Annotated in this window: 15 protein-coding genes, 1 tRNA gene and 1 pseudogene; 7 read left to right on the top strand and 10 right to left on the bottom strand. The window is 73.5% G+C overall.

The features are described 5' to 3' along the window. The first annotated feature begins 143 nt into the window (after positions 1-143). The gene (locus GA0074704_RS21135) at positions 144-1,031 is read left to right on the top strand and encodes a phosphatase PAP2 family protein (protein WP_172880684.1); all 888 of its coding nucleotides are present in this window, start codon (positions 144-146) and stop codon (positions 1,029-1,031) included. Between the two features lie 4 nt (positions 1,032-1,035). On the opposite strand, the gene GA0074704_RS21130 is transcribed toward GA0074704_RS21135, so the two are convergent. Further along, positions 1,036-1,488: a YbhB/YbcL family Raf kinase inhibitor-like protein gene (locus GA0074704_RS21130; protein ID WP_088972104.1), complete on the bottom strand. Its 453-nt coding sequence runs from the start codon at positions 1,486-1,488 to the stop codon at positions 1,036-1,038. A 123-nt stretch (positions 1,489-1,611) separates the two neighbouring features. On the opposite strand from GA0074704_RS21130, the gene GA0074704_RS21125 reads away from it, so the two are divergent. Beyond that, positions 1,612-2,283 carry a maleylpyruvate isomerase N-terminal domain-containing protein gene (locus GA0074704_RS21125; RefSeq protein WP_088972103.1) on the top strand — a complete coding sequence of 224 codons (672 nt, stop codon included), beginning with the start codon at positions 1,612-1,614 and terminating at the stop codon, positions 2,281-2,283. 3 nt (positions 2,284-2,286) lie between these two features. Here the strand turns inward: GA0074704_RS21125 and GA0074704_RS21120 are convergent, their stop codons facing one another. Next, positions 2,287-3,150: a DUF1028 domain-containing protein gene (locus GA0074704_RS21120; RefSeq protein WP_088972102.1), complete on the bottom strand. Its 864-nt coding sequence runs from the start codon at positions 3,148-3,150 to the stop codon at positions 2,287-2,289. Positions 3,151-3,174: 24 nt separating this feature from the next. Then, positions 3,175-4,389 carry a low temperature requirement protein A gene (locus tag GA0074704_RS21115; RefSeq protein WP_231926621.1) on the bottom strand — a complete coding sequence of 405 codons (1,215 nt, stop codon included), beginning with the start codon at positions 4,387-4,389 and terminating at the stop codon, positions 3,175-3,177. A 160-nt stretch (positions 4,390-4,549) separates the two neighbouring features. Between GA0074704_RS21115 and GA0074704_RS21110 the strand changes: the two genes are divergently transcribed. Beyond that, entirely contained in the window at positions 4,550-5,530 is a 981-nt protein-coding gene (locus GA0074704_RS21110; RefSeq protein WP_088972101.1) for an LLM class F420-dependent oxidoreductase, read from the top strand. A gap of 2 nt (positions 5,531-5,532) precedes the next feature. Then, a complete protein-coding gene (locus GA0074704_RS21105) occupies positions 5,533-6,324 on the top strand; it encodes an SDR family oxidoreductase (RefSeq protein WP_088972100.1) in 792 nt (263 codons plus the stop codon). 378 nt (positions 6,325-6,702) lie between these two features. On the opposite strand, the pseudogene GA0074704_RS21100 reads toward GA0074704_RS21105, so the two are convergent. From GA0074704_RS21100 to GA0074704_RS29785, 5 genes and pseudogenes are all read right to left on the bottom strand, one after another. Further along, a pseudogene (locus GA0074704_RS21100) lies at positions 6,703-9,046 on the bottom strand (transglutaminaseTgpA domain-containing protein). After that, positions 8,949-10,094: a DUF58 domain-containing protein gene (locus tag GA0074704_RS21095; protein ID WP_088972099.1), complete on the bottom strand. Its 1,146-nt coding sequence runs from the start codon at positions 10,092-10,094 to the stop codon at positions 8,949-8,951. Before GA0074704_RS21095 ends, GA0074704_RS21100 begins: the two are co-directional and overlap by 98 nt. Positions 10,095-10,102: 8 nt before the next feature. Then, entirely contained in the window at positions 10,103-11,098 is a 996-nt protein-coding gene (locus tag GA0074704_RS21090; RefSeq protein WP_088972098.1) for an AAA family ATPase, read from the bottom strand. A gap of 29 nt (positions 11,099-11,127) precedes the next feature. Next, positions 11,128-13,776 carry a fibronectin type III domain-containing protein gene (locus GA0074704_RS21085; protein WP_377470548.1) on the bottom strand — a complete coding sequence of 883 codons (2,649 nt, stop codon included), beginning with the start codon at positions 13,774-13,776 and terminating at the stop codon, positions 11,128-11,130. 137 nt (positions 13,777-13,913) lie between these two features. Continuing rightward, a complete protein-coding gene (locus GA0074704_RS29785) occupies positions 13,914-16,457 on the bottom strand; it encodes a tetratricopeptide repeat protein (RefSeq protein ID WP_331716639.1) in 2,544 nt (847 codons plus the stop codon). Positions 16,458-16,700: 243 nt separating this feature from the next. Here GA0074704_RS29785 and GA0074704_RS21075 point away from each other — a divergent pair. Continuing rightward, positions 16,701-16,784 (top strand) — tRNA-Leu (locus tag GA0074704_RS21075). Positions 16,785-16,803: 19 nt separating this feature from the next. On the opposite strand, the gene GA0074704_RS21070 is transcribed toward GA0074704_RS21075, so the two are convergent. After that, positions 16,804-18,204 carry a recombinase family protein gene (locus tag GA0074704_RS21070; RefSeq protein WP_088972097.1) on the bottom strand — a complete coding sequence of 467 codons (1,401 nt, stop codon included), beginning with the start codon at positions 18,202-18,204 and terminating at the stop codon, positions 16,804-16,806. Between the two features lie 470 nt (positions 18,205-18,674). Then, complete coding sequence (locus GA0074704_RS21065; RefSeq protein ID WP_088972096.1) at positions 18,675-19,277, bottom strand: hypothetical protein; 603 nt, start codon at positions 19,275-19,277, stop codon at positions 18,675-18,677. Between the two features lie 286 nt (positions 19,278-19,563). Here GA0074704_RS21065 and GA0074704_RS28900 point away from each other — a divergent pair, with 286 nt between their 5' ends. Next, positions 19,564-19,812, top strand: a complete 249-nt coding sequence (locus GA0074704_RS28900) for a hypothetical protein (protein WP_157743756.1) — start codon at positions 19,564-19,566, stop codon at positions 19,810-19,812. A gap of 135 nt (positions 19,813-19,947) precedes the next feature. Beyond that, a complete protein-coding gene (locus GA0074704_RS21060; protein WP_088972095.1) occupies positions 19,948-23,055 on the top strand; it encodes an AfsR/SARP family transcriptional regulator in 3,108 nt (1,035 codons plus the stop codon). Positions 23,056-23,173 lie beyond the last annotated feature (118 nt).

The following is a 23,173-nucleotide window of genomic DNA, read 5'->3' as shown; positions in this document are numbered from 1 at the left end:
ACGTCGTTGTAGTACACCTTCACCTGACCGCTGGTGACCAGCTTGTGAATTCTATGCGCGTCAATGTCTTCCAGTGGGAATCCCGTCAGGCCCGCCGAGGGATGCCGCCCACCGCTGCGGGAGCGTTCCGCCACCAGTACGGTGTGCGGGTGCGAACGACGGCAAGGGGTTGGACCGCGGTCTGGTTGGTCGTGCTCGGCCTGGCGCAGGTGGCGGCCTTCCTCGTCGTCTGGCGCCTCGCCCTGCACACCCGGACCGGCCAGTGGCTGGACACGGTGGCGTTGACCGGCAACCGGATCGGGCAGGACCGGATCGACGGTCCGGTCGACCGGCTGCTCAACGCCATGTCGCTGTTCTCGCTGCTGGTGGCGACCGGCGTGCTCGGCTTCATCGCCCTGGCCCGCGGTCGCAAGGCGCTCGCCGTGGCGGCCACCCTGCTGATCGCCGGCGCGAACGCCACCGTCCAACTGCTCAAGCACTTCCTGACCCGGCCCGACTTCGGCATCGACCCGGAACGGGCGGCGGCCGGCAACAGCCTGCCCAGCGGGCACAGCGCGGTGGCCGCCTCGGTGGCGCTGGCGCTGATCCTGGTGCTGCCCCGCAAGGTCCGCGTCCTGGGCGCCTTCGTCGGCGCCGCGTACGCCGCCGCCGCCGGCGTGGCCACCCTCTCCGCCGGCTGGCACCGACCCAGCGACGCGGTCGCCGCCTACCTGGTCACCGGGGCGTGGGCCGCCGCGGCCGGCTTCTTCCTCCTGGTCTTCCAGCGGGAACGGGCGCAGGTCGACTCCGGCGACGCGCACCGGGTCTCGGCGACCGTGCTCGGGCTGGGCGGCCTGATCGCCATGGTCGCCTCCGGCCTGGCCCTGTCCTGGCTGATGGACCTGCCGCAGGTCCCGGTCGACGAACTGTCCCGCCGGGAACTCTTCGCCGGGTACGCCGGCAGCGCCGCCGGTATCGCCGGGGTGATGGCCGTGGTGGCCGCCCTGGTGCTGGTCACGGTGCACCGGCTGGTACCCCGGATCAAGGGCTGACGGCTCAGCGCCGGTAGGTGCCCACCATCGTGCCGCTGGCCAGCTCGCTGCCGGCCAGCGCGGCGTGCACGTCCGCCGCCTGCGGCTCGGCCGGCAGCTCCAACGGCCGGTTCACCGCGTACAGCCGGAAGAAGTAGCGGTGCGCCTCCTCGCCCTGCGGGGGCAGCGGTCCGGACCAGCCGGTGTTGCCGGTGGCGTTCGGCCACTCCCGGCCGCCGTCGGGCACCGCGCCCTCGGCCACCCCGGTGGACTCCGGCGCGATCCCGGTCACCAGCCAGTGCAGGAACGGGGCCCGGCCCGCGTCCGGGTCCTCCACCACCAGCACCAGCTCCTCGGCCGAGTCGGGCACGTCCGACCACTGCAACGGCGGTGACAGGTTTTCGCCGTCCTGGGCGAAGCGTCCCGGTAGCAGGTCGTGGTCGGTGAACGCGGTGCTGCGCAGCATGATGCCGGCCATCGGTCGCCCCCTTCTCCTCGTCGGCCGCGGGTACCCGCGCGGCGACCGGCGAAACGGGGGGCGACCCCGGCCCGCCCGCCATGCGAGGCTGTGCCGACCGACCGGCGCGGGGGAGGCGACGACGTGGAGACGGTACGCGAGGCGTTCCGGGACGAGTGCGTACGGCTGGAGGCCGTGCTCGGTGAGCTGACCGCCGCCGACCTCGACCGGCCCACCCCCTGTCCACCGTGGAAGGTGCGGGACCTCGTCGCGCACGTCCGCACCGGCGCCGGCCGGCTGGCCGGCATGCTCGCCGAACCCGCGCCACCGGCCGCCGAGGTGGACGCCGTCACCTACTTCGGCGCCGCGAAGTTCACCCCCGAGGTGGACCGGGACCGGGTCGAGTCGGCCCGCCGGGACGGCGCGGCGCTGCCCGGCGTACCCGCGACGGTGGCCGACTTCGCGCGGGCGTGGCGGGCCACCGACGAGGCGGTGGCGGCCGTGCCGCCGGGCCGGGTGGTCCGGACCCGGCACGGCGAACCGATGACCGTGACGGAGTTCCTGCGTACCCGGGTGGTGGAGCTGGCGGTGCACGGCCTGGACCTGGCCGACGCGCTGGACCGCGTTCCCTGGCTGACGCCTGCCGCGGCCCGGGTCACCGCCGCGGTGCTCACCGGCGGCCGGCTCGTGCCCGACGCCCTGGCCTGGGACGACGTGACCCTGCTGCGCAAGGTCACCGGCCGGGCCCCGCTCACCGGCGACGAGGCCGCCCGGTGCGACGCGGCCGGCCTGGGCGGGCTGTCCTTCTCCGGTTGAGGGTCAGGACGCGGCGCGCGGCGCCGGCACCTGCCCGACGGTCGTCCGCAGGTGCGCCAGCACGATCGGGTCGATCCGTCCGGGGACGAGCCGCTCCTCCAGGTTCTCCACCCCGGCCCAGGAGGCGAGCGCGTCGTCCAGGCCGGCGACGCCGACCGGATGACCGGCGGCGGCCAGCAGGTCACCCACCTCCGCGGCCAGCGGGCCGGTCAGGTCCCGCAGCGTCGCCGGGTCGGGCCTGCCGAAGAGCATGGTGTGCACGTCCAACAGCCGGCCCAGCTCGGCCACCGGATCCGGATGGTCGTCCACCCGCAGGTCGACCAGCTCGTCGCCGGTGCCCGCGTACCCGCCGTGCCGCTGCACCACCAGCAGCCCGGCGCTCTGCCGGCCGCGCCGGTCCCCGCCGGCCCGGTCCCCGGCGTGCAGCGCCCCCAGCAGCCGGCGGGGGAAGGGCAGCTCGACGCCGGCCAACCAGGCGTCCCGGACCGCGTCGACGACGTGCGGGCCGGCCAGGATGTTGCCCTGCACCGCCCAGCCGTCACCGGCCTGCCCGCCGGCCCACGGGTGGCAGCGCGGCCCGGTCCAGGTGGCACCCGCGCCGGTCGCCCCCACCACGCCCAGCTGCCGGTCGTCCCGGCCCGGGTCCGCGGCGACCAGCCCGGCCACCACGTCGGCGGCGGCCACCCCGGTACGCAGCAGCGTCAGCCCCTGCGACCGGTAGCCGAGGTTGACGTGCGCCTGGGTGGCCACCGCGCCCACCTCCGCCTCGGCGGCCGGGACCAGCGCCCCGGCGGCGAGGAACCGGCTGGCCACGGCCACGCCGTGCAGCCGCCCGTCGGCGGAGCGGGCGACGATCGAGAAGGTCACCCGCGGATCGTAGCTGCGCCGGGCTCAGAACGGCGGGGCCGCGGCCTCGGGGGGCCGGCCCCAGGCCCGGCGGGCGTCGGCCACCGCCACCGCGCCCAGCACCAGCGCGGCCAGCGCCGCGGAGAACAGCGGCGCCACGTGCACCAGCAGCGGCGCCGCCACCACCAGGGCCAGGATGGCGATCCACCGGGACGGGGACACCCGGCCGAACACCTCGTACTCGAAGCGGGCCCGGCCGGCCAGGAACAGCGCCGGTCCGCCCATGATCATCGCGATCCACGGAATCTCGTTGTGCCCGGTCGGGTGCTCGTTGACCAGCTCGTAGCCGATCGCGATGGCGACCACACCGGTAACCATGACCAGATGCGTGTCGGCCGCCGAACGGCCGATGTTGGCCGGGTGGGCGGCCCGGGTCACCGCCTCGGCGAGGATCTGCCCGGCCCGCTGCACGTAGATCCGCCACAGCAGCACCGAGGTGACCACCGCCGCCGCGAACGCGCCGGTCCTCGTCAGGCTCGCCGGGTCCCGGCTGTACGACAGCCCGGCGACCAGGATCGTCTCGCCGAGCGCCACCAGGAAGAACTGTTGGTACCGCTCGGAGAGGTGCTCACCGTGGATGTCCCACCGGGACACCGTCGAGCGGCCCATTCCGGGCACCGGCCACCCGAACCGGGACCCGAGGTACTCCAGGAGCAGCGCGGCGCTCCAGAGCGCCACCCGGGGGGCGGTGGACTGGAACGCCCCGACGATCCACAGCACCCCGCTGGCCGCGAAGGTGATCAGCATCCGCTGTTTGAGCTGCCGGTACTGGTACCGGCGCAACGTCAGCAGCAGGATTCCCGGCCGGCTCACCTGGGCGACCACGTACGCCACGGCGAAGGCCAGCCCGGTGCTCGTGAACGCGCGGGGAATCGCCACCCCCATCACCATGCTGCACACCAACGCCGTGATCACGATCGCCTGCAACCAGATGTGGTACGGGTCGTACCGGCTGGTCGTCCAGGCGGTGCCCTGCCAGACGGCCCAGAGCGCGAACAGCAGCAGCAGGGTCTTGCCGCCGCCGGTGATCGCCGCCCAACCGTTGGCGTGTCCCGGCTCGATCGCCAGGTCCTCGAACGCGCGGGCCCCGATCCGGGTCAGCGCGAAGACGAACACCAGGTCGAAGAAGAGCTCCAGGAAGGTGGCCCGCTGGCCGCTCTCGGCGGGGAGCAGCGCCGCCGGCTCAGGCGTCCTCCTCACGCCCGTCTCCCGTCTCCGGCACCGCCCACCCCGCAGTCGTAACACTCTTTCCGGTCGTAGCGGTTGGTATCGCGCGTATCGCCCCGGCCCCGGCCGATTCGGATCTTGCTCGCGGCGGCGGTCAGCGGGCACGATCGACCGGGTGACGAACCGATGGGGCATGACCGTGCCGATGAGCGGCATCCCGCTCGCCGACCACGCCGCCGTCTACGCGACCCTCGACCGTGCCGGCTTCACCGACGTCTGGTCCTCCGAGGTCAACGGGACCGACGCGTTCACCCCGCTGGCGCTCGCCGCCGCGTGGGCGCCCGGGCTGCGCCTCGGCACCGCCATCGCCCCGGTGTTCACCCGTGGCCCCGGGCTGCTGGCGATGACCGCCGCCGCGCTCGCCGAGGCCGCCCCGGGCCGCTTCACCCTCGGCATCGGCGCGTCCTCACCGGTGGTGGTCGGGGCCTGGAACGCCGTCCGCTTCACCGAGCCGTTCCGGCGTACCCGGGACATGCTGCGGTTCCTGCGGGCGGCGCTGCGCGGCGAGACCGTCGACGAGGTCTACGACACCTTCACCGTCCGCCGGTTCGCCCTGGAACGCCCGCCCGCCGTGCCGCCGCCCGTGCAACTGGCCGCGCTGCGCCCCGGCATGCTGCGGCTGGCCGCCGCCGAGGCCGACGGGGTGATCCTCAACTGGCTCGCCGCCGACGACGTGCCCCGCGCCGTGGCCGAGCTGGGCGAACGCCGACCCGGCTTCGAGATCACCGCCCGGATCTTCGTCTGCCCCACCGAGGACGCCGGGCACGCCCGCGCGCTGGGCCGCCGGCTGATCACCAGCTACCTCACCGTCCCCGCGTACGCCGAGTTCCACCGCTGGCTGGGCCGGGCGGAGGTGCTCGACCCGATGTGGCGGGCCTGGGCCGACGGCGACCGGCGCGGCGCCGGGGCGGCGGTCCCCGACGATGTGGTCGACGCGCTGATCCTGCACGGCTCGCCGGAGAGCTGCCGCGAGCAGGTCCGCCGCTACGCCGACGCCGGGGTCGACGTGCCGGTGCTGGCGCTGCTGCCCACCCCCGAGCTGGCCGCCGGCGGCGCCGCCGCGCTCGGCACCCTGATCGCCCGGCTGGGCCGACCCGACACCGACGGGAGCTGACCATGAACCTCACCGACAAGGTCGCCGTGATCACCGGAGGGGCGGGCGGCATCGGCTCCGCGCTGGCGCGCCGCTTCGCCGCCGAGGGCGCCGCCACGGTGGTGGTGGCCGACCTCGACGCCGACGCCGCCAGGGCGGTGGCCGACGGCATCGGCCCGGTCGCCCACGCCGCCGCGCTGGACGCCGCCGACGAGGCGCAGGTCCGCGAACTGGTCGACGAGACCGAACGGCGGTACGGCCGGATCGACCTGTTCTGCGCCAACGCCGGCGTCGCCACCGGGCAGGGCATCGAGGCGCCCGACGCCGACTGGGACCGCGCCTGGCGGGTCAACGTGCTCGCCCACGTCTACGCCGCCCGGGCCGCGCTGCCGGCGATGCTCCACCGCGGCCACGGGCACCTGCTGCTCACCTGCTCGGCGGCGGGCGTGCTCATCGCGGTCGGCGACGCCCCGTACACCGCCACCAAGCACGCTGCCGTCGGCTTCGCCGAATGGCTCGCCATCACCTACCGCGACCAGGGCATCCTGGTCAGCGCGCTCTGCCCGCAGGGCGTCGACACCCCGATGCTCGCCGACGGGCTCGCCGCGGGCCACCTGGGCGCGCGGGTGATCGCCGCCTCCGGGGCGGTGCTCACCCCCGACCAGGTCGCCGACGCCACCATCGCCGGGCTGGCCGAGGAGCGCTTCCTGATCCTGCCGCACCCGGAGGTCGCCGACTACGCCCGACGCCGCGCCGAGGACCCGGACGGCTGGCAGGCCGGGCTGCGCAAGCTGGTCCGCCGCCTGCGCGCCTGACCGGCCCGCCCGTCGGTTCCCGCCCCTCGGTTCGTGCCCGGCCGTCCCCGCCACCGTCCTGGCCGACGCGGGACCGATCGTCGGTGGTGGCAGCCTGCTGACCAGTTCGGGTGGCTACAGACTTGAGAGCATGGACGACTCACCGGGTCCGGAACGGAGGCGTCTCCCGCAGGACGATTCTGCGCCGGAATCGATCCGTCGCCATGGCGACGGGAACCGGTGCGACGGCCGGTGGCTGAGTCATCCGTGCTCTCAGGTCGGTAGGCGGACGGACGGGCTCTTCACCGGCGGGCGGGTGTAGCGGCGAAGGCGTTTCAGCCCCGGAACTCGCCAGACCCGCCGCGCGCCCGCAAGCGGCCGCGGCCCGGGCCGAGGCGGTCAGTCCCGCCAGCGCAGCGGTCCCGGGTGCACCGACCAGAGCAGCCGCCGCCACCACGGCCGGGCCGCCCGCAGCGCCGTCACGTATCCACCGGCCACCCCCACCGCCCGGCCCGCCTGCTCGGCGGTCGCCGTGCCCGGGGCGAACGCCACCTGGTTGAGCAGCCCGGCCAGCTCCGCCACCGTCGGCACGGGACCGCCGTCCTGCGCCGGACGAGCGGCAAGGGCGTCGCCGAGCGTCCGGTCGGCCCGTACGGCCACCTCGCTGGCGGACAGGTCACCGCGGGCGGGGGCGCCGGCGAGCCGGAGCGCGTCGGTGACCTCCCGCCAGGCGCCGGCGATCCGGTCGGCGGGGTCACCCCTGCGCAGCCGGGCCGTGCTGCGGGACCGGCGCAACGCGACCAGCGTCAGCAGGACGCCCCCGACCAGCAGCAGCAGACCGCCGGTGCCCCCGCCGACCAGCACCACCGTCGACACCCGGCCGGAGCGGGCGGGCTGCTCGGCCACGGCGGCCGCGGTGGGGGTGGCGGTCGGTTCGGGGGTCGGCGCCCGGGACGGGGACGGCGGCGGGGTCTCCGGCTTCGGCCGGAAGTCCTCCTCGACGGGGCGGGGCCGCTCGTCGGGCTGCGGCAGCGGGTCGAACGGTACCCAGCCGACCCCGGTGAAGAGCACCTCCGGCCAGGCGTACGCGTCGGCCGCCCGGACCGGACCGTCACCGCGGGTCCGGAAACCCACCACCACCCGGGTGGGCAGCCCGGTCAGCCGGCCCAGCACCGCGTACGCCGCGGCGAACTGCTCCGAGGTGCCGCGCTGGCCACCGCCGTTGCGCGGCCCGAACAGGAAGAACCCGAGGTTCGGGTAGGCGTGCCCGCTCGGCGCGTCGGCCGCCAGCCGGTAGTGCGTGGCGAGGAACTCCTCGATGGCGGTGGCGCGGGCGTACGGGGCGGCGCTGTCGGCGGCGAGCTGGTCGGCGAGCCGGCGCAGCTGCTCCGGCGCCCCGTCGGCGACCCGCAGCATCCGCGCCACCCCGTCACCGGCCGGTACGTTCGCCGTGGCGAGCCGGTCACCGTCGACGCGCTCCCGAGCCGAGGTGACCGTGTAACGCAGCCCCGGGGTCAGCCCCTCCGGCCGGATCAGCGTCCCGGTGGCCTGGTCGTACGCCACCCGCGCGCCGGTGACCTCCCGCGGGGTGGCCACCGCCGGCAGCAGCCGGCCGGTCAGCCCGGCCACGGTGATCTCCTGCCGGACGGTCTCCACCGGCCCGACGGGCGCCGCGCCCGCCGGCAGGATCCGGCCCGCGTTGCGGTACGTGGCACCGACCCGCCAGGTCACCCCGTCGTAGTCGCTGAGCACCGCCAGCCGGATCCGCGTCCCGGCGCCCTTACGGCTGCCGCCGGCCGGCGCGTCGTCCGTGCGGACGTCCAGCAGCTTCTGCCGCGGGTTCAGCGCCCAGCCGGAGATCCGGATCAGCGGATTCTCGTCCAGCGACTCCACCCGCGGTGGCTCGACGTAGCGGCGGGGGTCGACCGGCCGCTCGTCGACCCGGGCCGCCAGCGCCGGCCCGAGCAGCGCGGCCAGCGCCACCACGGCAGCCACCCCGGCGGTGGCGGAGACCGCGAGGCGGGCCCGCACGGCGGCGCGTACCCCGGGGGTGAGGCCGTCGGTCGGGTCGGCGGCCGGCGCGGCGGCCGGCACGGCGAGGCCCAGCGCGGCGACCGCGGCGAAGGCGACGGTCGGCCACACCGCCGGGTCGGCGTTCGGACCGACCACGTAGAGCGCGCCTGCGTAGAACAGGGTGGGCGGCAGGTAGCCCAGCAGCACCCGGCCGGCCCGCAGCGCCACCTCGGTGCCGAGGAGACCGGCCAGCCAGGCGGCGACCAGCGGCACCAGCACCGTGTCCGGGGTCGGCTCCACCGGGATCATCGCGGTGAGCAGCCGGGGGATGCCGTTGCGGGCGGCGTCGGCGGTGACCGCGCCGAGACCGCCGGGCAGGTCGGCGTCGGCAGCGGCGACCTTCAGCGACCAGGCCGTCCAGCCGGTGAGGGCGAGCAGCGACAGCGGGGCCACCAACCAGGACGGCAGCCGGCGGGCGGCCACCCCGACCAGCACCGAGCCGATCGCCGCGCCGAGCACCGTGCGGGTCAGCAGCGGCCCGGCGTACACCCGGCCGAGGACCACACCGGCCAGCGCGACCATGGTGATCAGCGCGAGCGGGACGGGCAGCGCCCGCAGCGTCCGGACGGCCCTCACCACCGGCGGATCCCGTCCCACTCGGCGGCGAACGCGGCGCCGTCGGCGGCGTCGATGACCACCATGCCGGCCGCGCCCGCCGGCGCCGGCCCACCGGCGGCGAAGACCACGACGACCACCGACGGGTACGCCCCGCGCACCGTGCCCAACCGACCCAGGTCGGCTCGGCCACCCGGACCGGTGAGGAAGACCAGGGTGTCGCCGAGGCGTTCCTGGCGCAGCCGGGCGGTGGCGTCGCGCAGCGCGTCCGCTCCGTCGTCGACCAGGTGCACGGCCGCCAGCCGGTCCAGCGGGGGACCGTCGTCGGCCGACCCGGCGGCCACGGTCAGCAGGGCCACCGGCAGGTCGGCGCGGATGGCGGCGACCACCACCGAGGCGGCGGCCTCGCAACCGGCCTCGAAGGACTCGGCCACCCCGTCGACGACGTCCGGGTGGGCGCCGGCCCGGTTGTCCAGCAGCACCACGATCCGGGGCAGGCTGGTGTCCACGTTCTCCCGGACCATCAGCTCGCCGACCCGGGCGCTGGTCCGCCAGTGCACCCGGCGCAGCTCGTCCCCGACGACGTACTCCCGCAGCGAGTCGAAGGTGATCGAGCCGTGGGCGACGCTGTCGACCCGGCCGTCCAGGCTGCGTCCCGCGCCGGTGGGGACGGCGTTCAACGGGTGCACCCGGGGGTGCACCCAGACCGGCACCGGCTCGCCGTAGCGGCGGGCCAGCGCCACCAGGCCCAGCGGATCGCGGCGGGTCACCCGCAGCGGCCCGACCGGCACCACCCCCCGACGCTCCGTGGGCACGTCGTAGTTGACCTCCGTGTCCCGGCCGGGGCGCAGCCGCAGCACCGGCACGGGCACCGTCCGGTCGCCGCAGCGGTCCTCGGCGACCAGGTTCGCCGCACGCAGCCGCCCGGTGTTGCGCACGGTCAGCGTCATCCGGGCCGGTTCGCCACGGGCCACCCGGTCCGGGTCGGCCCGCCGACCCACGGTCAGCCGGGGCCGCCAGGCCGCGGTCAGCAGCGCGTAGCCGACCGCCACCGCGGCCGCCGCGCCGAGCACGGTCAGCTCCGGGTACGCGAACCGGAAACCGGCGGCGAGCAGCACGACGGCGGCGACGAGCAACCCGGCGCCTCGGGCGGTGATCCCCACTGGTCGCCTCAGCCGTGCACCGGCGTCGCCTGGCCGGAGGGGAGCGGCACCGGCACCGAGGCGATCGCCTGGCTCAGTACCTCGGCGGCGGAGACGCCACGGACCTGGGCGTCGGGGGTGAGCAGCAGCCGGTGCGCGAAGACCGGCTCGGCGAGGGTCTTCAGGTCCTCCGGCATGATCCAGCCTCGCCCGTCGATCAGCGCGTACGCGCACGCCGCCCGGGTCAACGCGATGACGCCGCGGGGGCTGACCCCGACCCGTACCTGCGGGTGGCTGCGGGTGGCCGCGGCCAGCCGCACCGCGTACGCGTAGAGCGGCTCGGCGATGTGCACCCGGCGCGCCATCCGCACCATCTCGCCGACGGTGGCGGTGTCGGTGACCGCCTGCAACGAGTCGGGGGAGCGCAGCGTGGCGCCGCGCAGCACCTCCACCTCGACGGCCTCGTCCGGGTAACCCACCGACAGCTTCACCAGGAACCGGTCGAGCTGCGCCTCCGGCAGCCGGTAGGTGCCGTCCATCTCCACCGGGTTCTGGGTGGCGACCACCAGGAACGGCTGCGGCACCGGATGCCGGACGCCGTCGACGGTGACGGTGTGCTCCTCCATCACCTCCAGCAGCGCCGACTGGGTCTTCGGCGAGGCCCGGTTGATCTCGTCGGCAATGACGATGTTGGCGAAGACCGGCCCCGGGTGGAACTCGAAGGCCCGGGTGGCCTGGTTGAAGATGGTCACCCCGGACACGTCCGAGGGCAGCAGGTCGGGGGTGAACTGGATGCGCCGCCACTGGCCCTTGACGGTGGCGGCGATCGCCCGGGCCAGGGTGGTCTTGCCGACCCCGGGCACGTCCTCCAGCAGCACGTGCCCCTGGGCGAAGAGCGCGGTCAACGCCAGCCGGACCACCTGCGCCTTGCCCAGCACGACGGCGTTGACGTTGTCGGCCAGCCGGGCGGCGAGGGCGGCGAAGCCCTGCACCTCCGGTTGGCTCAACGGTTCGGGGTGGTTCACGTGCCTCAGTCGCTCCTCGCCGGGCGCGGTCAGCAGGTGGGCAGGAGGGCGATGTCGTCGCCGCCCTCCAGGTTGAGCCAGGCCCACGGGATGTAGTTGCGACCCGAGTAGTCGACCTGCACCCACCAGGTGCTGCGCTTGTCGTTGTTGTAGATGTAGGCGTAGACCTCTTCGCCCTGCTTCTTGCAGTACGTCCGCAGCCGGGTGCCGGGCTTGGCCCAGCCGACCTGCTTGGCGTTGACCTGCTGCGGCACGGAGAAGACCTCGTTGCCGTTGCGCCCGGAGACGTCCTTGTTGCAGTACGTCGCCTCGGCCCCGGAGGTGCCGTTGGTGCAGGTGGCGATCCCGTAGATCGGGTCGGTGGTCTGGGTGCGGGTGGCGGTGCCCTGCCCGGCGGCGTTCGTCGCGGTGACGGTGAACGTGTAGCCGGTGCCCGGGGCCAGCCCGGTCGCGGTCAGGCTGGCGCAGTCCCCGCTCTTCGGGGCCACCCCGGTGGCGCTGAGCTGGCAGGTGGCCTGCCCGCCACCGGCGTCGACGGTGAACGAGACCGTGGCCGAGGTGCTGGTGGCCGACGACCCGGTGACGGTGACCTGCGGCGGCGCGACGGTCCGGGCGGTGGTGGTCGCCTCCGGGCCGGCCCCGGCCTCGTTGACCGCCGTCACCTTGACCGTCACGTTCTGCCCGTCGCCGAGCCCGCCGACGCTGGTCTGCACGTCGGTCACCTCGCTGGTCTTCCCACCGACGTCCACCAGGTATTTCGTCACCGGCCGGCCGTTGTCCACCGCCGGTGTCCACTGCACCGTCACGGTGCCGGCCTGGTCGGCGACGGTCGCCGCGCGCAGCTCGGTCGGGGCGGCCGGGGCGGTGAACGGCACCACCGTGTTGCTCACCGGTGAGGCCGCCGAGCCGGCGCCCCTGTCGTTGACCGAGACCACGGTGAACGCGTACTGGGTGCCGTACGTCAGGGCGCCCGCGGGCACCACCAGCTCGGTCTTCGTCGACTCGCCGGCCGGGGCGTTGGCGCCGGTCGACGTGGCGGTGACCGTGTACTTCGCGATGGCGTTGCCCTGCCCGTTGGCGGCCGGCCAGCTGACCAGCACGGTGCCGTCGGGGCGTTCCTGGGCGGTCACCGTGGCCGGCGGGTCCGGGACCGCGGCGGTCGGCACGACCGGGTCGCTGGTCCGCTTCGGCCCGGCGCCCTTGGCGTTCACCGCGTACACGGAGAACGTGTAGGTCTGACCGTTGGTCAGGCCGGTGATCTCCACCGCGCGCTGGTTGGTGCCGACCTCGTGACGCTGCCCGGCGCCCTCCACCACGTACCGGATGATGTCGGCGCCGTTGCTGGCCGCCGGCTGCCAGGTGACCCGGGCCTGCGCGTTGCCGGCGGCGGCCGTCACCGCGGCCGGGGCGCCCGGCTTGAGCACCGTCGGCAGCTTCTTCTTCTTTTTCGGCGGCGGCGGGGGCGGGGGCGCCTGCTTCGGCGGGTCGCCACCGAGCACGTCGTTGGCGTACTTGTCGACCTCGCGCACCTGGTTGCGGTCGTCGACCACCCGGGCGGTGGCCGCGTCCGGGGCGTTGATGAACAGGTGGTTCTCCCGCACCTCCAGCTCCAGCGGACCGGTCACCCCCTTGCCGGGGATGGTGTCGACCAGCTTGCCGCCGGCGTCGAAGGAGTAGACCGCGCCGCTGGCCTCGTCGGCGCAGTAGAACCGGTCCGCCCAGGCCACGGCGGGGCTGAGCCGCTCGCCGGTGCCCGGCACGGTGAACCGCCGCACCTCACGGTCCTCGGCGACCACGTGCACCCGCCGCTGGCCGGTGACCGTGACGGGCACGACCGGTCCGGTGGTGTGCGCCGGAAGAGTGCCGGTGCCGGAGAGCTTCAGCGGTGCCCGCCGCGTCTCGCCACCGCGCACCGTCACCAGTGCCGACGAGGTGCGGTCGAGCACCGCCACCCCCTCGTCCAGGGTGGAGACGACCAGCTCGTGGCTCGGCCCGGCGACGTCGTACGTGCGGACCTGCCGAGGGCTCAGCCCGGCGTCCGGCGGGGCCGCGGAGCCGGGCTCGTCGGGCAGCTCGGCGGGGGTGATCGCCGAGACGGTGCCCTCACTGGGCACGGCGACCCACAGGTTGCCCTCGTCGTCGAAGGAGCCGCCGGTGATGCCCGGCGGGTAGCGGACCGGCTGGCCGACCGGCGCCAGGGAGCGCGGGTCGAGCTGCCGGACGACGCCCTGCACCGAGTCGACGACGAACGCGGAGTCCTCGTGCAACGCCACGTTGACCCCGAGCCCGGGGGTGGTGCTGCTGGTGGCCATGATCTGGAGGGTGGCCAGATCCAGGGAGCTGACCTGGCCGGTGTTGAGGTCGCGCAGGATCAGCATCCGGTCGGTCTGGGTGACCTGCATCGGGTGCCGGCGGGCGCCCGGGATCTCCACCCGGGTGTCGACCCGGGCGGTGACGCCGTTGACCCGTGCCATCTCGCTGCGCGCCGCGCTCCACAGCCAGGAGCTGGCGTCGTAGTTGGCGACCGCGTTGTCGGCCGCGCCCAGCCCGAGCACGGTCAACCCCATGGCGGCGAGCAGGGCGGTCACGGTGCCGATGGTGACCAGGCCACCCCGCAGCCGTCTGCGCGGGCGGGCCGGCGCCGCGCCGGTGCTCACGGCCTCGTCGTTGGTCGCCACAACCGGCTGCCTCCCCCGTCTCGTGGTGCCGGCTGCCGCCGACCTTCCCCTGAGCCCGGCACATCATATGGTCCGGTCGATGGCGCGGAGAACCCGCAGGGTCCGCCGTTGCACACCCAGCGTGGCAACGTGGACGATCAGCCGGTGGGGGTGCCGCGTTCCCGCTGGGTGCAGACCTGCCCGGAGGTGGCGAACGAGTCGGTGGAGTAGACCGCGAGCACGGTGAAGCAGTAGTCCACGGTGGACGCGAGCCCGTTGACCGTGTAGCGGGTCGTGCCCGGGTCCACCGTGGCCATCACCTTCAGTGGACGCCCGGACCGGCCACTGGCCACCATGAACGGCACCGCGCCGTCGGTCGGGTCGGTCCAGGTGAGGGTGATCGTGGCGGCGTCGTCGCGCAGCTTCAGGTCCCCGGGCGGCGCGCCGGCCGCCGCGCTCGGGCCGCCGGCCTTCGGCGCGGCCGTGGTCGGCGCCGCGGCCGGGGGAGCGGGGTCGCGGTTGAGCACCACGACGCCGACGCCGATCACGGCCGCCAGGACCACCGCCGCACCCGCCGCCACGGCCACCACCGTCCGGTTGCGGCCGTCCCGCTCCGGCTCGCCATGCGGGTACGCCGAGGGCTGCTGGTACGCCGGCGCGGCGACGTACGGGTCGGCCGGGTGGCCCTGCGGTGCGGGGTACCCGGCCGGTGCGGGCCGTTCGGGGTACGCCGGCGGGTGCGCCGGCCCGACCTGCTGCGTCCCCGGTCCGGGCGCCGCCGGTCCCTGCGAGGCCGGCCGGAGGTGCCCGGTCGCCGGGCCGTGGCTCTGCTCCGGCTGCCCGATCGCCGGGTGGTGGCCCGGCTGGGGCTGCGGAGCCGGGGGGCCGAAGCCAGGTGAGGGCTGGTCGACGGGCCGTGGGTGGCTGTGGGGCGCCGGCGGCTGCGGCGCGGTGGGCCGGGCGGCGGACGAGGGCGCCGGCTCGATGTCCGGGGTGGCCCGTGCCGGGTAGGGCACGGGCAGACCGTCGGCCGGGATGCCGTCGGCGGGGAGGTCGGTGTCCGGGCCCTCGTCGTCGGACTCGTCCGACGCCGGGGCGGCGAGCGGCTGGGACGGTGCCATGCTGCTCCATGGCGGCGCGCTCATTCCCCACGGTGGCGCGGCGGCCGGCGGTGCGCTGATCGGTGGCGGCGGCACCGGCGGCGCGCTGAACGGCGGCGCGCTGACCGGGGTCGCGCTGGCCGAGGGTGCGCTGGTGGGCGCCGTGTGCGGGTACGTCCCCGGGAAGGGCGACCCCGGCGGCCCGCTGACCGGCGGCACAGGCACGGGAGGCGCGCTGTACGGGACCCCGCTGATCGGCGGGCCGCTGTGCGGGACCCCGCTGATCGGCGGGCTGGCGTTCGGGACTGCGCTGGCGGGTGGGCCGCTGTGCGGGACTGCGCTGGCGGGTGGGCCGCTCACGGGAGGGTCGACGGGCTGCCTGACCATGCCGGGGCCGCTCACCGGGCCCCCGGTCACCGGTGCCCCGCTGACCGGGGCCGGGTCAGGGGCCGGCCCGCTCGTCGGGGTCGAGGGCGTACCCGTCGATGGTGGGCCCGGCGGGCCCGGCGCCGTGGTCGGCCCGGTCGGACCCGGCGCGGCCGGATGCGGCTGGCCGCCCGCCGCCGCGGCGCGGGCGGCCTCCTCCTCGAGCAGCGGCGCGATCTGCTGCACCTGGATCGTCGGCCGGTCCCAGCGCGGTTCGTCCGGCGCGGTCGCCCCGGCCTGCGAAGGGCCGTCCGCCGGACGGGCTGGGTCGGCGGGCGGCAGCTGCGGCGCGGGAGCGCTCGGCATCGGGTACGCCGTCGCCGTCGAGGGCCCGGCGCTGCCGTGGGCCGGGGGCGCGCTGATCACCGGTGCCGGGGGCAGGGCGGTGGCCAGTTCCGGCTCGGGTACGGGGTGCGGGCCGGCGCCGTGCACGGGAGCCGTGACCCGGGGAGCCGGGGGGATCGGCGGCGCCGGTGGCGGCGCGGCGTGGGGCGTCCGCGGCGCGGGGACGACAGGTGGGGGAGAGACCTGCGGCGCCCACGGCGACTGTTGCTGCGGGTGTGCCGGCGGTGACGGGGGCGTGGGGACCGGTGGTGCCGGCGGCAGCGGGGCGGAGCGCGGCCGGGACATGTGGGCCAGCTGAACCGTCGGCCCGGACAGGGCGGTCGATTCCACCGGTCGGGGTGGGACCGCCGGTGGTGCCGGCTGAGGCGGGACCGGCGGTGGCGCCGGCCGGGGCGGGACCGGCGCGGCGTCGCCGAGGTACTGCCGGGCGGTGCGGACGGCGGGATGCTCCGCGCCGAGCACCTCGGGGCCGACGGCCGCGACCCTGGTGTAGTGGCGGCGCGCCTCGTGGCGGTTGCCCAGTTCCTCGGCGACGGAGGCCAGCTCGAAGGAGAGGGCCAGCATCAACGGGTCGGCGGCCGGCCACCGTCGTTCCGCGGCGGCGTACGCCTCCTCCAGCATGCGGCGGGCGGCCGCCGGGTCGTCGGCCTCCCGGTGCAGCCTGGCCAGCAGGTGGGTGGCGCTCAGCACCTCCCGGTGGTCCTCGCCGTACGTCGGTCGGGCCGAGCTGACGGCGTCCTCGAGCAGGCGACGGGCGTTACCGAGATCGCCGGCGGAGCGCAGGGCGAGCGCCTGGTGCTGCGTCGCGGCGAGGGGGGAGGGGTGGGACACGTCGGTAATGCTGCCGGTACTCACCGCCCAGGCGCCACCCGGCTGAACCGTCGACCAGCCGGCGGGTCGCAGCTGTCGATGTCACCACGGCTCTGAGCTGCGGAAACGGTGTCGCCACCGGGTGGCGGTACGGCGATGTGCATGATCCAGATCTGCCGTGTAAAGTAATGCCCCGTGCGGCCCGCCGGGCCGGCCGACGGGGTGCGAAACCGCTGCGGCCGACAGGGTAGGCTGGACGAGCAGGTCCGGGTGGCGGAATGGCAGACGCGCTAGCTTGAGGTGCTAGTGCCCGTATAGGGCGTGGGGGTTCAAGTCCCCCCTCGGACACATCATTACCACATATTGATCATGATCCGCGCAGGTTGGCCTGCGCGGATCTTTCTGTGGTTGGTGTGCAATGCTCCTGGTCGCAGATGATGGTGATCTTCCTCCTGTGTAGGAGTGCGACCAGGTCATGTGGGGTCTGGATCCCGCTGGGGAGGCGGGGATGGTCGGCGAGTCGGGCGATGATGTGGTCTTCTCTGAGGTAGAGGATCTTGCGTCGGGGGTTGGTGGGCTGTCGGGTCCTGGTGTGGCCGTGGCGGCATCGGTAGCCGGGGCGTTGATTGATCCAGTGAGATTCCAATCGTCGTCCGCAGGGTCCGCAGCGCAGTAGGCCGGTGAACAGGTAGCGGCGGGTGGTGCCGTCGTGGGCGCTGCGGTGGGAGCGGATAATCTGGACCGCGACGAAGTCCTGTTCACTGACCAGCGCGGTGTGGGCCTGTTGCGTGGAGACCACCCAGTCCGCGGTCGGGTTCCGCCGGATGGGTTCTCGCTCCGAGCGGCTGGCATCGGTGTGGTTGTGCGCGGGTTGCCGGTTCCAGACCTGCCGGCCCGTGTAGCGAGGGTTGGCGAGGATCGCCGCGACTGTTCGTAGGGTCCACCGGTCGCCCCTGCGGTGTGAATTGCGGTCGGGATCGATGCCCGACGGGCACGGTATGCCGGCGTCGTTCAGGGCGCGCGCCATGCTGGCGAGACTCTGGCCATCGAGGCGTTGGGCGAACATCCACCGCACGTGTACGGCCGTAGCCGGATCCGGTTCGAGGCGTTGAAGCCGGCGACCCCAGCGCGCCTGGGCGGCGTTCGGATGAGGGCCGGCGTCGGTGAGTCGGTAGCCGTAGGGCGGCCGGCCTCCGAGATACCGTCCCTGCTCCCGCGCTTGGACCCGCATCGCCGTGACGACCCGGAACCGGGCGCGCTGCACCTCACGTTTCGACTGGGCGCCCAGCATCATGATCAGCGCCTGATGGGCCGGGTCGTGGTAATCGACAGGCCCGTCCGTTTCGGGCAGCCACAGCTGCACGCCGTGCTGTTCGAGCACCGGCGCCAGGTGCTGCAGCTGATTAGCGGAGAACGCCCGCTCGTACTCGCCGACCACAATTGCGTCGAACCCGCGATCCGGATCGTCGAGCGCGGCCAGCAGCGCAGCGGCCTGCGGGCGCTGCCGCCAACCGCGGCGGCGAGAGCAGCCGACATCGAAGTACTCGGCGACGATCACCCCGTGAGCGGCGACGAGGTCTGTGGCGCAGTCGCGTTGCCAGTGCCGGGAGGTCACCCGATCCTGGTGCTCGACGGTCGACATCCGACCGTAGAACGCAAACCGCAGACCACGTCGCCGTTCGGTAGGCAGTTGCGGGTTGGCCTGCGACTGCCCGTTGAGCCATCGAGTCAGGGGATCCTCGAGATCGTCACGCTGGTTGTCCGACACGCCGATATTTCTACGAAGGATCTTCGCGGTCGAGTCGGACAAGCAGTCCGCTGGCGCTGGTCGAAGGACTGTCGGGCTGGAGTCGGTGGCAGTCGGTCTGTGCACTGTGTTGGCATACCGAGCATCCGCTCGACCGACGGGGACAATGCGTGACGCGCGGTTAGCGGCTTATCCCCGCACGGGCCGGCGGTGCGCGTGCTCTCCCAACATCTCGCCGAGATGGTACTCGGCTTTGTTGAGATTCAGCGTCGCGGCGACTGACCAGTCCTCATCCACGATCAGACGCGCCAGGCGCAGACGTGCGCGAGGAGTCAAAGCAGCATTAGCGTGGGACATGAAGGCCTCCTGGTTGTGGAGCGGTTCCTCGACAGCTCCACTCCACAACCGCAGGCCTTCACCTACCTACGACATCAAACCGTGTCGTCACACAACCTCAACCAACCTCCCCGGACAGCACACCTAGCCCGTACCTAGTAGTGCGGGTTGGTCGGCATCAGCTCGGACGCGCCCGCGTACAGCAGGTCGAGATAGTTCATCCCCGGGTGGTAGACGAAGTGCCACTCCAGTCGCACGCGGCTCGTGAAGGTAACTTCGGCGTTGCCGTCCACGTCCGGGTCGACCAACCGCAGGTCGTGCCGCCCAGCAACAGCGGCCAGTCTGCCCCAACCGGTGAATGTCACCTCGGTTACGGCCTCGACCGAGCCGGGGTATTGCTCGTCGGGGTCGTCGTCCACATGCCAGTTGATCGTGTCGAGGTCGGGCGTGACCACGTCGATCACCATCTCGCGCAGGATGTCCGTGGGAAGGTCGACGTCGTCGAAGGTCAGCCCGGCGGTCCAGTTCTCGCTGTTCTTCCCGACATAGCGCCCGATGCTGTTGCCCGCCATCGTGCGACATGCGCTGCTCACCGCTTCCGGCAGCAGACTGTCCAGCGAAGGGAACAGCGCCTCCATCTCCGCGTGGGCCTTCCGCTTTCGCTCGTCGTCTTGCTGATCGCGGGTGAGACGCAGCGCGGTGGCATAAGCGATGCCTTCCTGCTTGGCCAGCTTCTTGGCCCGGTTGTCCGTGCTCACAATCAATCCATCCTCCGGCGGACCCCACGCGACCGCCGGCGACAGGGGATGTGCCGGAGCTACCGCACCCGCGTGACGATCAACGCCATGTCCCTCGGTGTCCCCAGTGCCAGGCGTGGGCCGGCGGGCGACAGGAGAATCCGGCGGCGCGGGGCCACCGTGCTCTCAACCGTAGCTCGGAAGATAGACATCGACAATTGGCCAAGCCGGGCATGTCCCTGCCCGGCACTTGTCCGGCCGCAATAGGGCGGCCCGGCCTGACTCAGATTTTGCATGGCTGGGCGGCATGGAGGCCGCGCTGCATGACTGTGGCGTTGAGCTGCATCTGGCTACGGTCACCGGACCCTTCGGCAAAGGCGCGAGCGGCTACTGGTCGAGCTCCTGCAGACGTTCCAACCCGCAGGTCGCAAGCAAGCAGGCCTGCGGCGGCGCCGGCGCTGGCCTCGGCGTCGGACACGTCGACCAGTGCCTGCGCCCACGGCCGGCTCTCCATGCGGCCGTGCTTGCCTTCACGGGCTGTGTAGAGCAGGAGTGATTCGACGCCCGGCGATGGGTGCGACTATGTGGTAAGACTTGATCACAATGGGTAAGAAGGGCGGGGTGGTCTGCCCCGAGGACGGGGGGCCAGTTGGGATCGGCGGAAGCCTCAGGGCGCGCCGTCGGGCAGACCGTGCGGTTCTTCCTGTTGGGGACCGTGACGGTCGAGGCCGCCGGTGTACCGCTCAAACTGGGCGGAGTGCGTCAGGCTCGACTGCTGGCGATCCTTCTGTCAGACGTCGGAAGTGCGGTGCCGGATGACCTCATCGTCGAGGCGCTGTGGGAGCAGCCTCCCCGGTCGGCTCGTCAGCAGGTGTACAACGCTGTCAACGGTCTGCGCCGCGCGTTCGTTGATCTCGGCAGTGTAAGTCTGGTCAGGTCGGGGACCGGCTACACCATCCACGTGCCAGAGATGGCGGTCGACACCTATCAATTCCGCGCGAATGTCGCCGCTGCGGATCAATGCCAGGCGAACGGGGACCCGCGAGCGGCTGCCGCGCATCTTCAAGCAGCACTCGACCTGTGGCGTGGGCCTGCCCTTTCTGGCCTGCTCACGAGGAGCGCGCCGCTGCAGATCATCGCTGCCCGCCTCGAGCAGGAGCGGGCCGTGGCGTCCGACCGACTCATGACACTGGGGCAGATGCCGTCCGCCGCCGTGGCGGCCGATACTGGGTCGACCGGTCAACCGGCTCGGGCCCCGTGGTCCGAAGCCGTCCGCCCTAGCGTGACGATCCTTCGGCAGCGCGACCGGCACGACGCGACGGGCCGCGCCGAGGAGTACGGCCGGAGCCAGTCCGCCGAAGAGCGCACAGCGGCTTTCGGCCCACCCGCGCGACACTCTCAGAATACGCAAAGTGAGGTGGAGCGACTTTCTGGCTCATCGCTGTTACCGGTCACCTTCGCCGGGTCGGGGCGGTCGGCGACTGACATAGCCACGCCCTCCATAAACTACCTGCCTCGCGACACCAACGAGTTCACCGGGCGCGCCCGGGAGATACGTGAGCTGACCGCGCCGCCGACGGCGTCAACGACGGCGTTGAGGGTCCTGACGATCGATGGTGTTGGGGGCATCGGCAAGACAGCCCTCGCGGTGCGGGCCGCCCATCACCTCGTCGAGCGCTATCCCGACGGGCAGTTCTTCGTCGACCTTCTCGGTTTCACGCCGGGGGCCACCCCGATGACGGCCGAGGACGCGTTGGATGTCCTGCTGTTGCAGAGCCGGGTACCCCGCGACATGGTGCCGCCCGGCCGTCGCGAGCGCAGTGAACTGTGGCGCACCCGGCTGGCCGGCAAGCGCGCGCTGATCGTCCTAGACAACGCCGCCGACGAGGCGCAGATCAGGGACCTGCTGCCCGGGGCGCCCGAATCGCTCGTGCTGGTGACGAGCCGGCGCCGGCTCAGCGCGCTGGACGGAGCGGTGCCGTTCTCACTCGACATCCTGCCCCGTGAGGATGCGGTGGACCTGTTCGTACGGATCGCCGGCGAACACCGGGTGGACGGCCGCTCCGCCGACGTCGAAGAAGTGATCGACCTGTGCGGCCGGCAACCGCATGCCGTGCGGACCGCCGCCGCGCGATTCCGCGACCGGGTCAGTTGGCGCCTAGCTGACCTGCTGGAGCAGATGCGGCCGCGCCGCCAACGCGTCCGCTTCCTCGCTGTCGGCGACCAGAACGTGATATCACGCCTGGCAGCCTCCTACGAACGTTTGACCCCGCCGCGGCGTCGCCTGTTTCGGCTGCTCAGCCTCCATCCGGCTGCGGAGTTCGATGCCCCGGCCGCCGCGGCGCTCGCCGGCATGACACTGGAGGAGACCGAGGAGTGCCTTGAGGTGCTCTTTGAGGACAACCTGGTGCTGCAGCCCACCGCTGACAGGTTCGTGCTGCACGGCCTGCTTCGGGACTGCGCGTTCGATCTGCTGCGCCGCCACGACAGTCAGGAGGCCCAGCGCAAGGCAACCCACCGCGTCCTTGACCACTACCTCTACTCCGCGCATTCGTGGAGTCGCCCCGATGCCGTTGGGGTGTTCCGGTTCGACATCGAGGTCACCCACCGGCCGAAGGCGGTCGACACACCGGCCGACGACCTGGCGCGAATCCGTCTGATCCGCGCCAATCAACGAAGTGTGGTCGCGGCCGCGAGACACGCCGCCAAGCACGGCTGGCACGACCACGCGTGGAAGATCGCGTGCTCGATGATGCCGTTCCTGGCCCGCGGAGGCTACGCGGCCGACTCGTATCCGCTGTTCCAGATCGCGCTGGCTGCGGCCATCGAGCGTAGGGACCCTCGTGGCGAGATGATGTCCATGGCCGCCATGGCCTTCGTCATGCGCGACCGGGAGAAGGAACCCGAGCGCGCTCAACAGTTGTTCGAACAGGCGATCAGGATCGCGGTCCGGGAAGGCGATCACGGCGCGCACGCCTACCTGGCTGCGGATCTGGGCATGGCGCAACGCAGCGGCGGGCGGATGTACCAAGCGCAGCGGACGTTCGCGCAGGTCAAGGAGCTTGCGGCGGCAATCGACGACAGGTGGCTCACCGCGGCGGCGGCGACCAACCTCGGCGTCATCGCTCTGGAACTGGGCCGGTACGCCGAGGCCCTGCGGCACTTGGACGAGGCGACCACGGTCGGAAGAGGCGTGAACACGACGCGCGCCGGCCTCCTGATCGACCTTAACGTGGGCCTGGTCAACTACCTGCGGGGTCGTGAGGTGCGGGCGCGCGACATCTTCGATCGTGTCGTGGCCGATGCTCGGGACGCCGGCTCCCTGACGGCCGAGGCGTGGACTTGCTCTCTCCGGTCGGTCGTCTCCCGGTCGCTGGGCGACCTGGAGGGTGCCACGGAGGATGCGCGGCACGCCTTGAGCCTGGCCCGTATTCTCGTACAGCCGGAGATCGAGTGCGACGCGCTCAACGCCATGGGTGAGACCCTGCTGTCCGCGCGGGACCTGGCGGGGGCGGAGACATCCTTCCAGCAGGCCGAGACGGTGGCTGAGAAGTTCCGGCTCCGGTCGCAGCGGGTGCGCGCTGTCGAGGGCCGAGCGCACGTACTCTGGGCGGCGGGCGAGCCTCGGGCTGCGCGGACGCTGTGGCAGCAGGCACTGAGCCTGCACCCTCCGGGCGTCATGGCCGCCGAGTTCGTTCGGGCACACCTAAGCGGATTGGTGGACGGCGCTGTGAAGTGCCCGAGGTGCCACGTAGTCAACCGGCCGGCGAGTACCGGTGACGAGAGTCGGATGCGGTAGCGCGACCGGCAGCTTCCCGGTAGTGGCCCGGTAGCTCCGGTAGATCGGGAGCGGTCCGGCGGCACGGTGGGAGTCGGCCACCGCCGGTGTCGGCCTCGGTCACCGAAAGGGGGAACCT

This window comes from Micromonospora siamensis (assembly GCF_900090305.1).
Taxonomy (GTDB): Bacteria; Actinomycetota; Actinomycetes; order Mycobacteriales; family Micromonosporaceae; genus Micromonospora; species Micromonospora siamensis.
The sequence above is the reverse complement of the archived record's forward strand: the minus strand, read 5'-3'. Positions and strand labels throughout refer to the sequence as shown.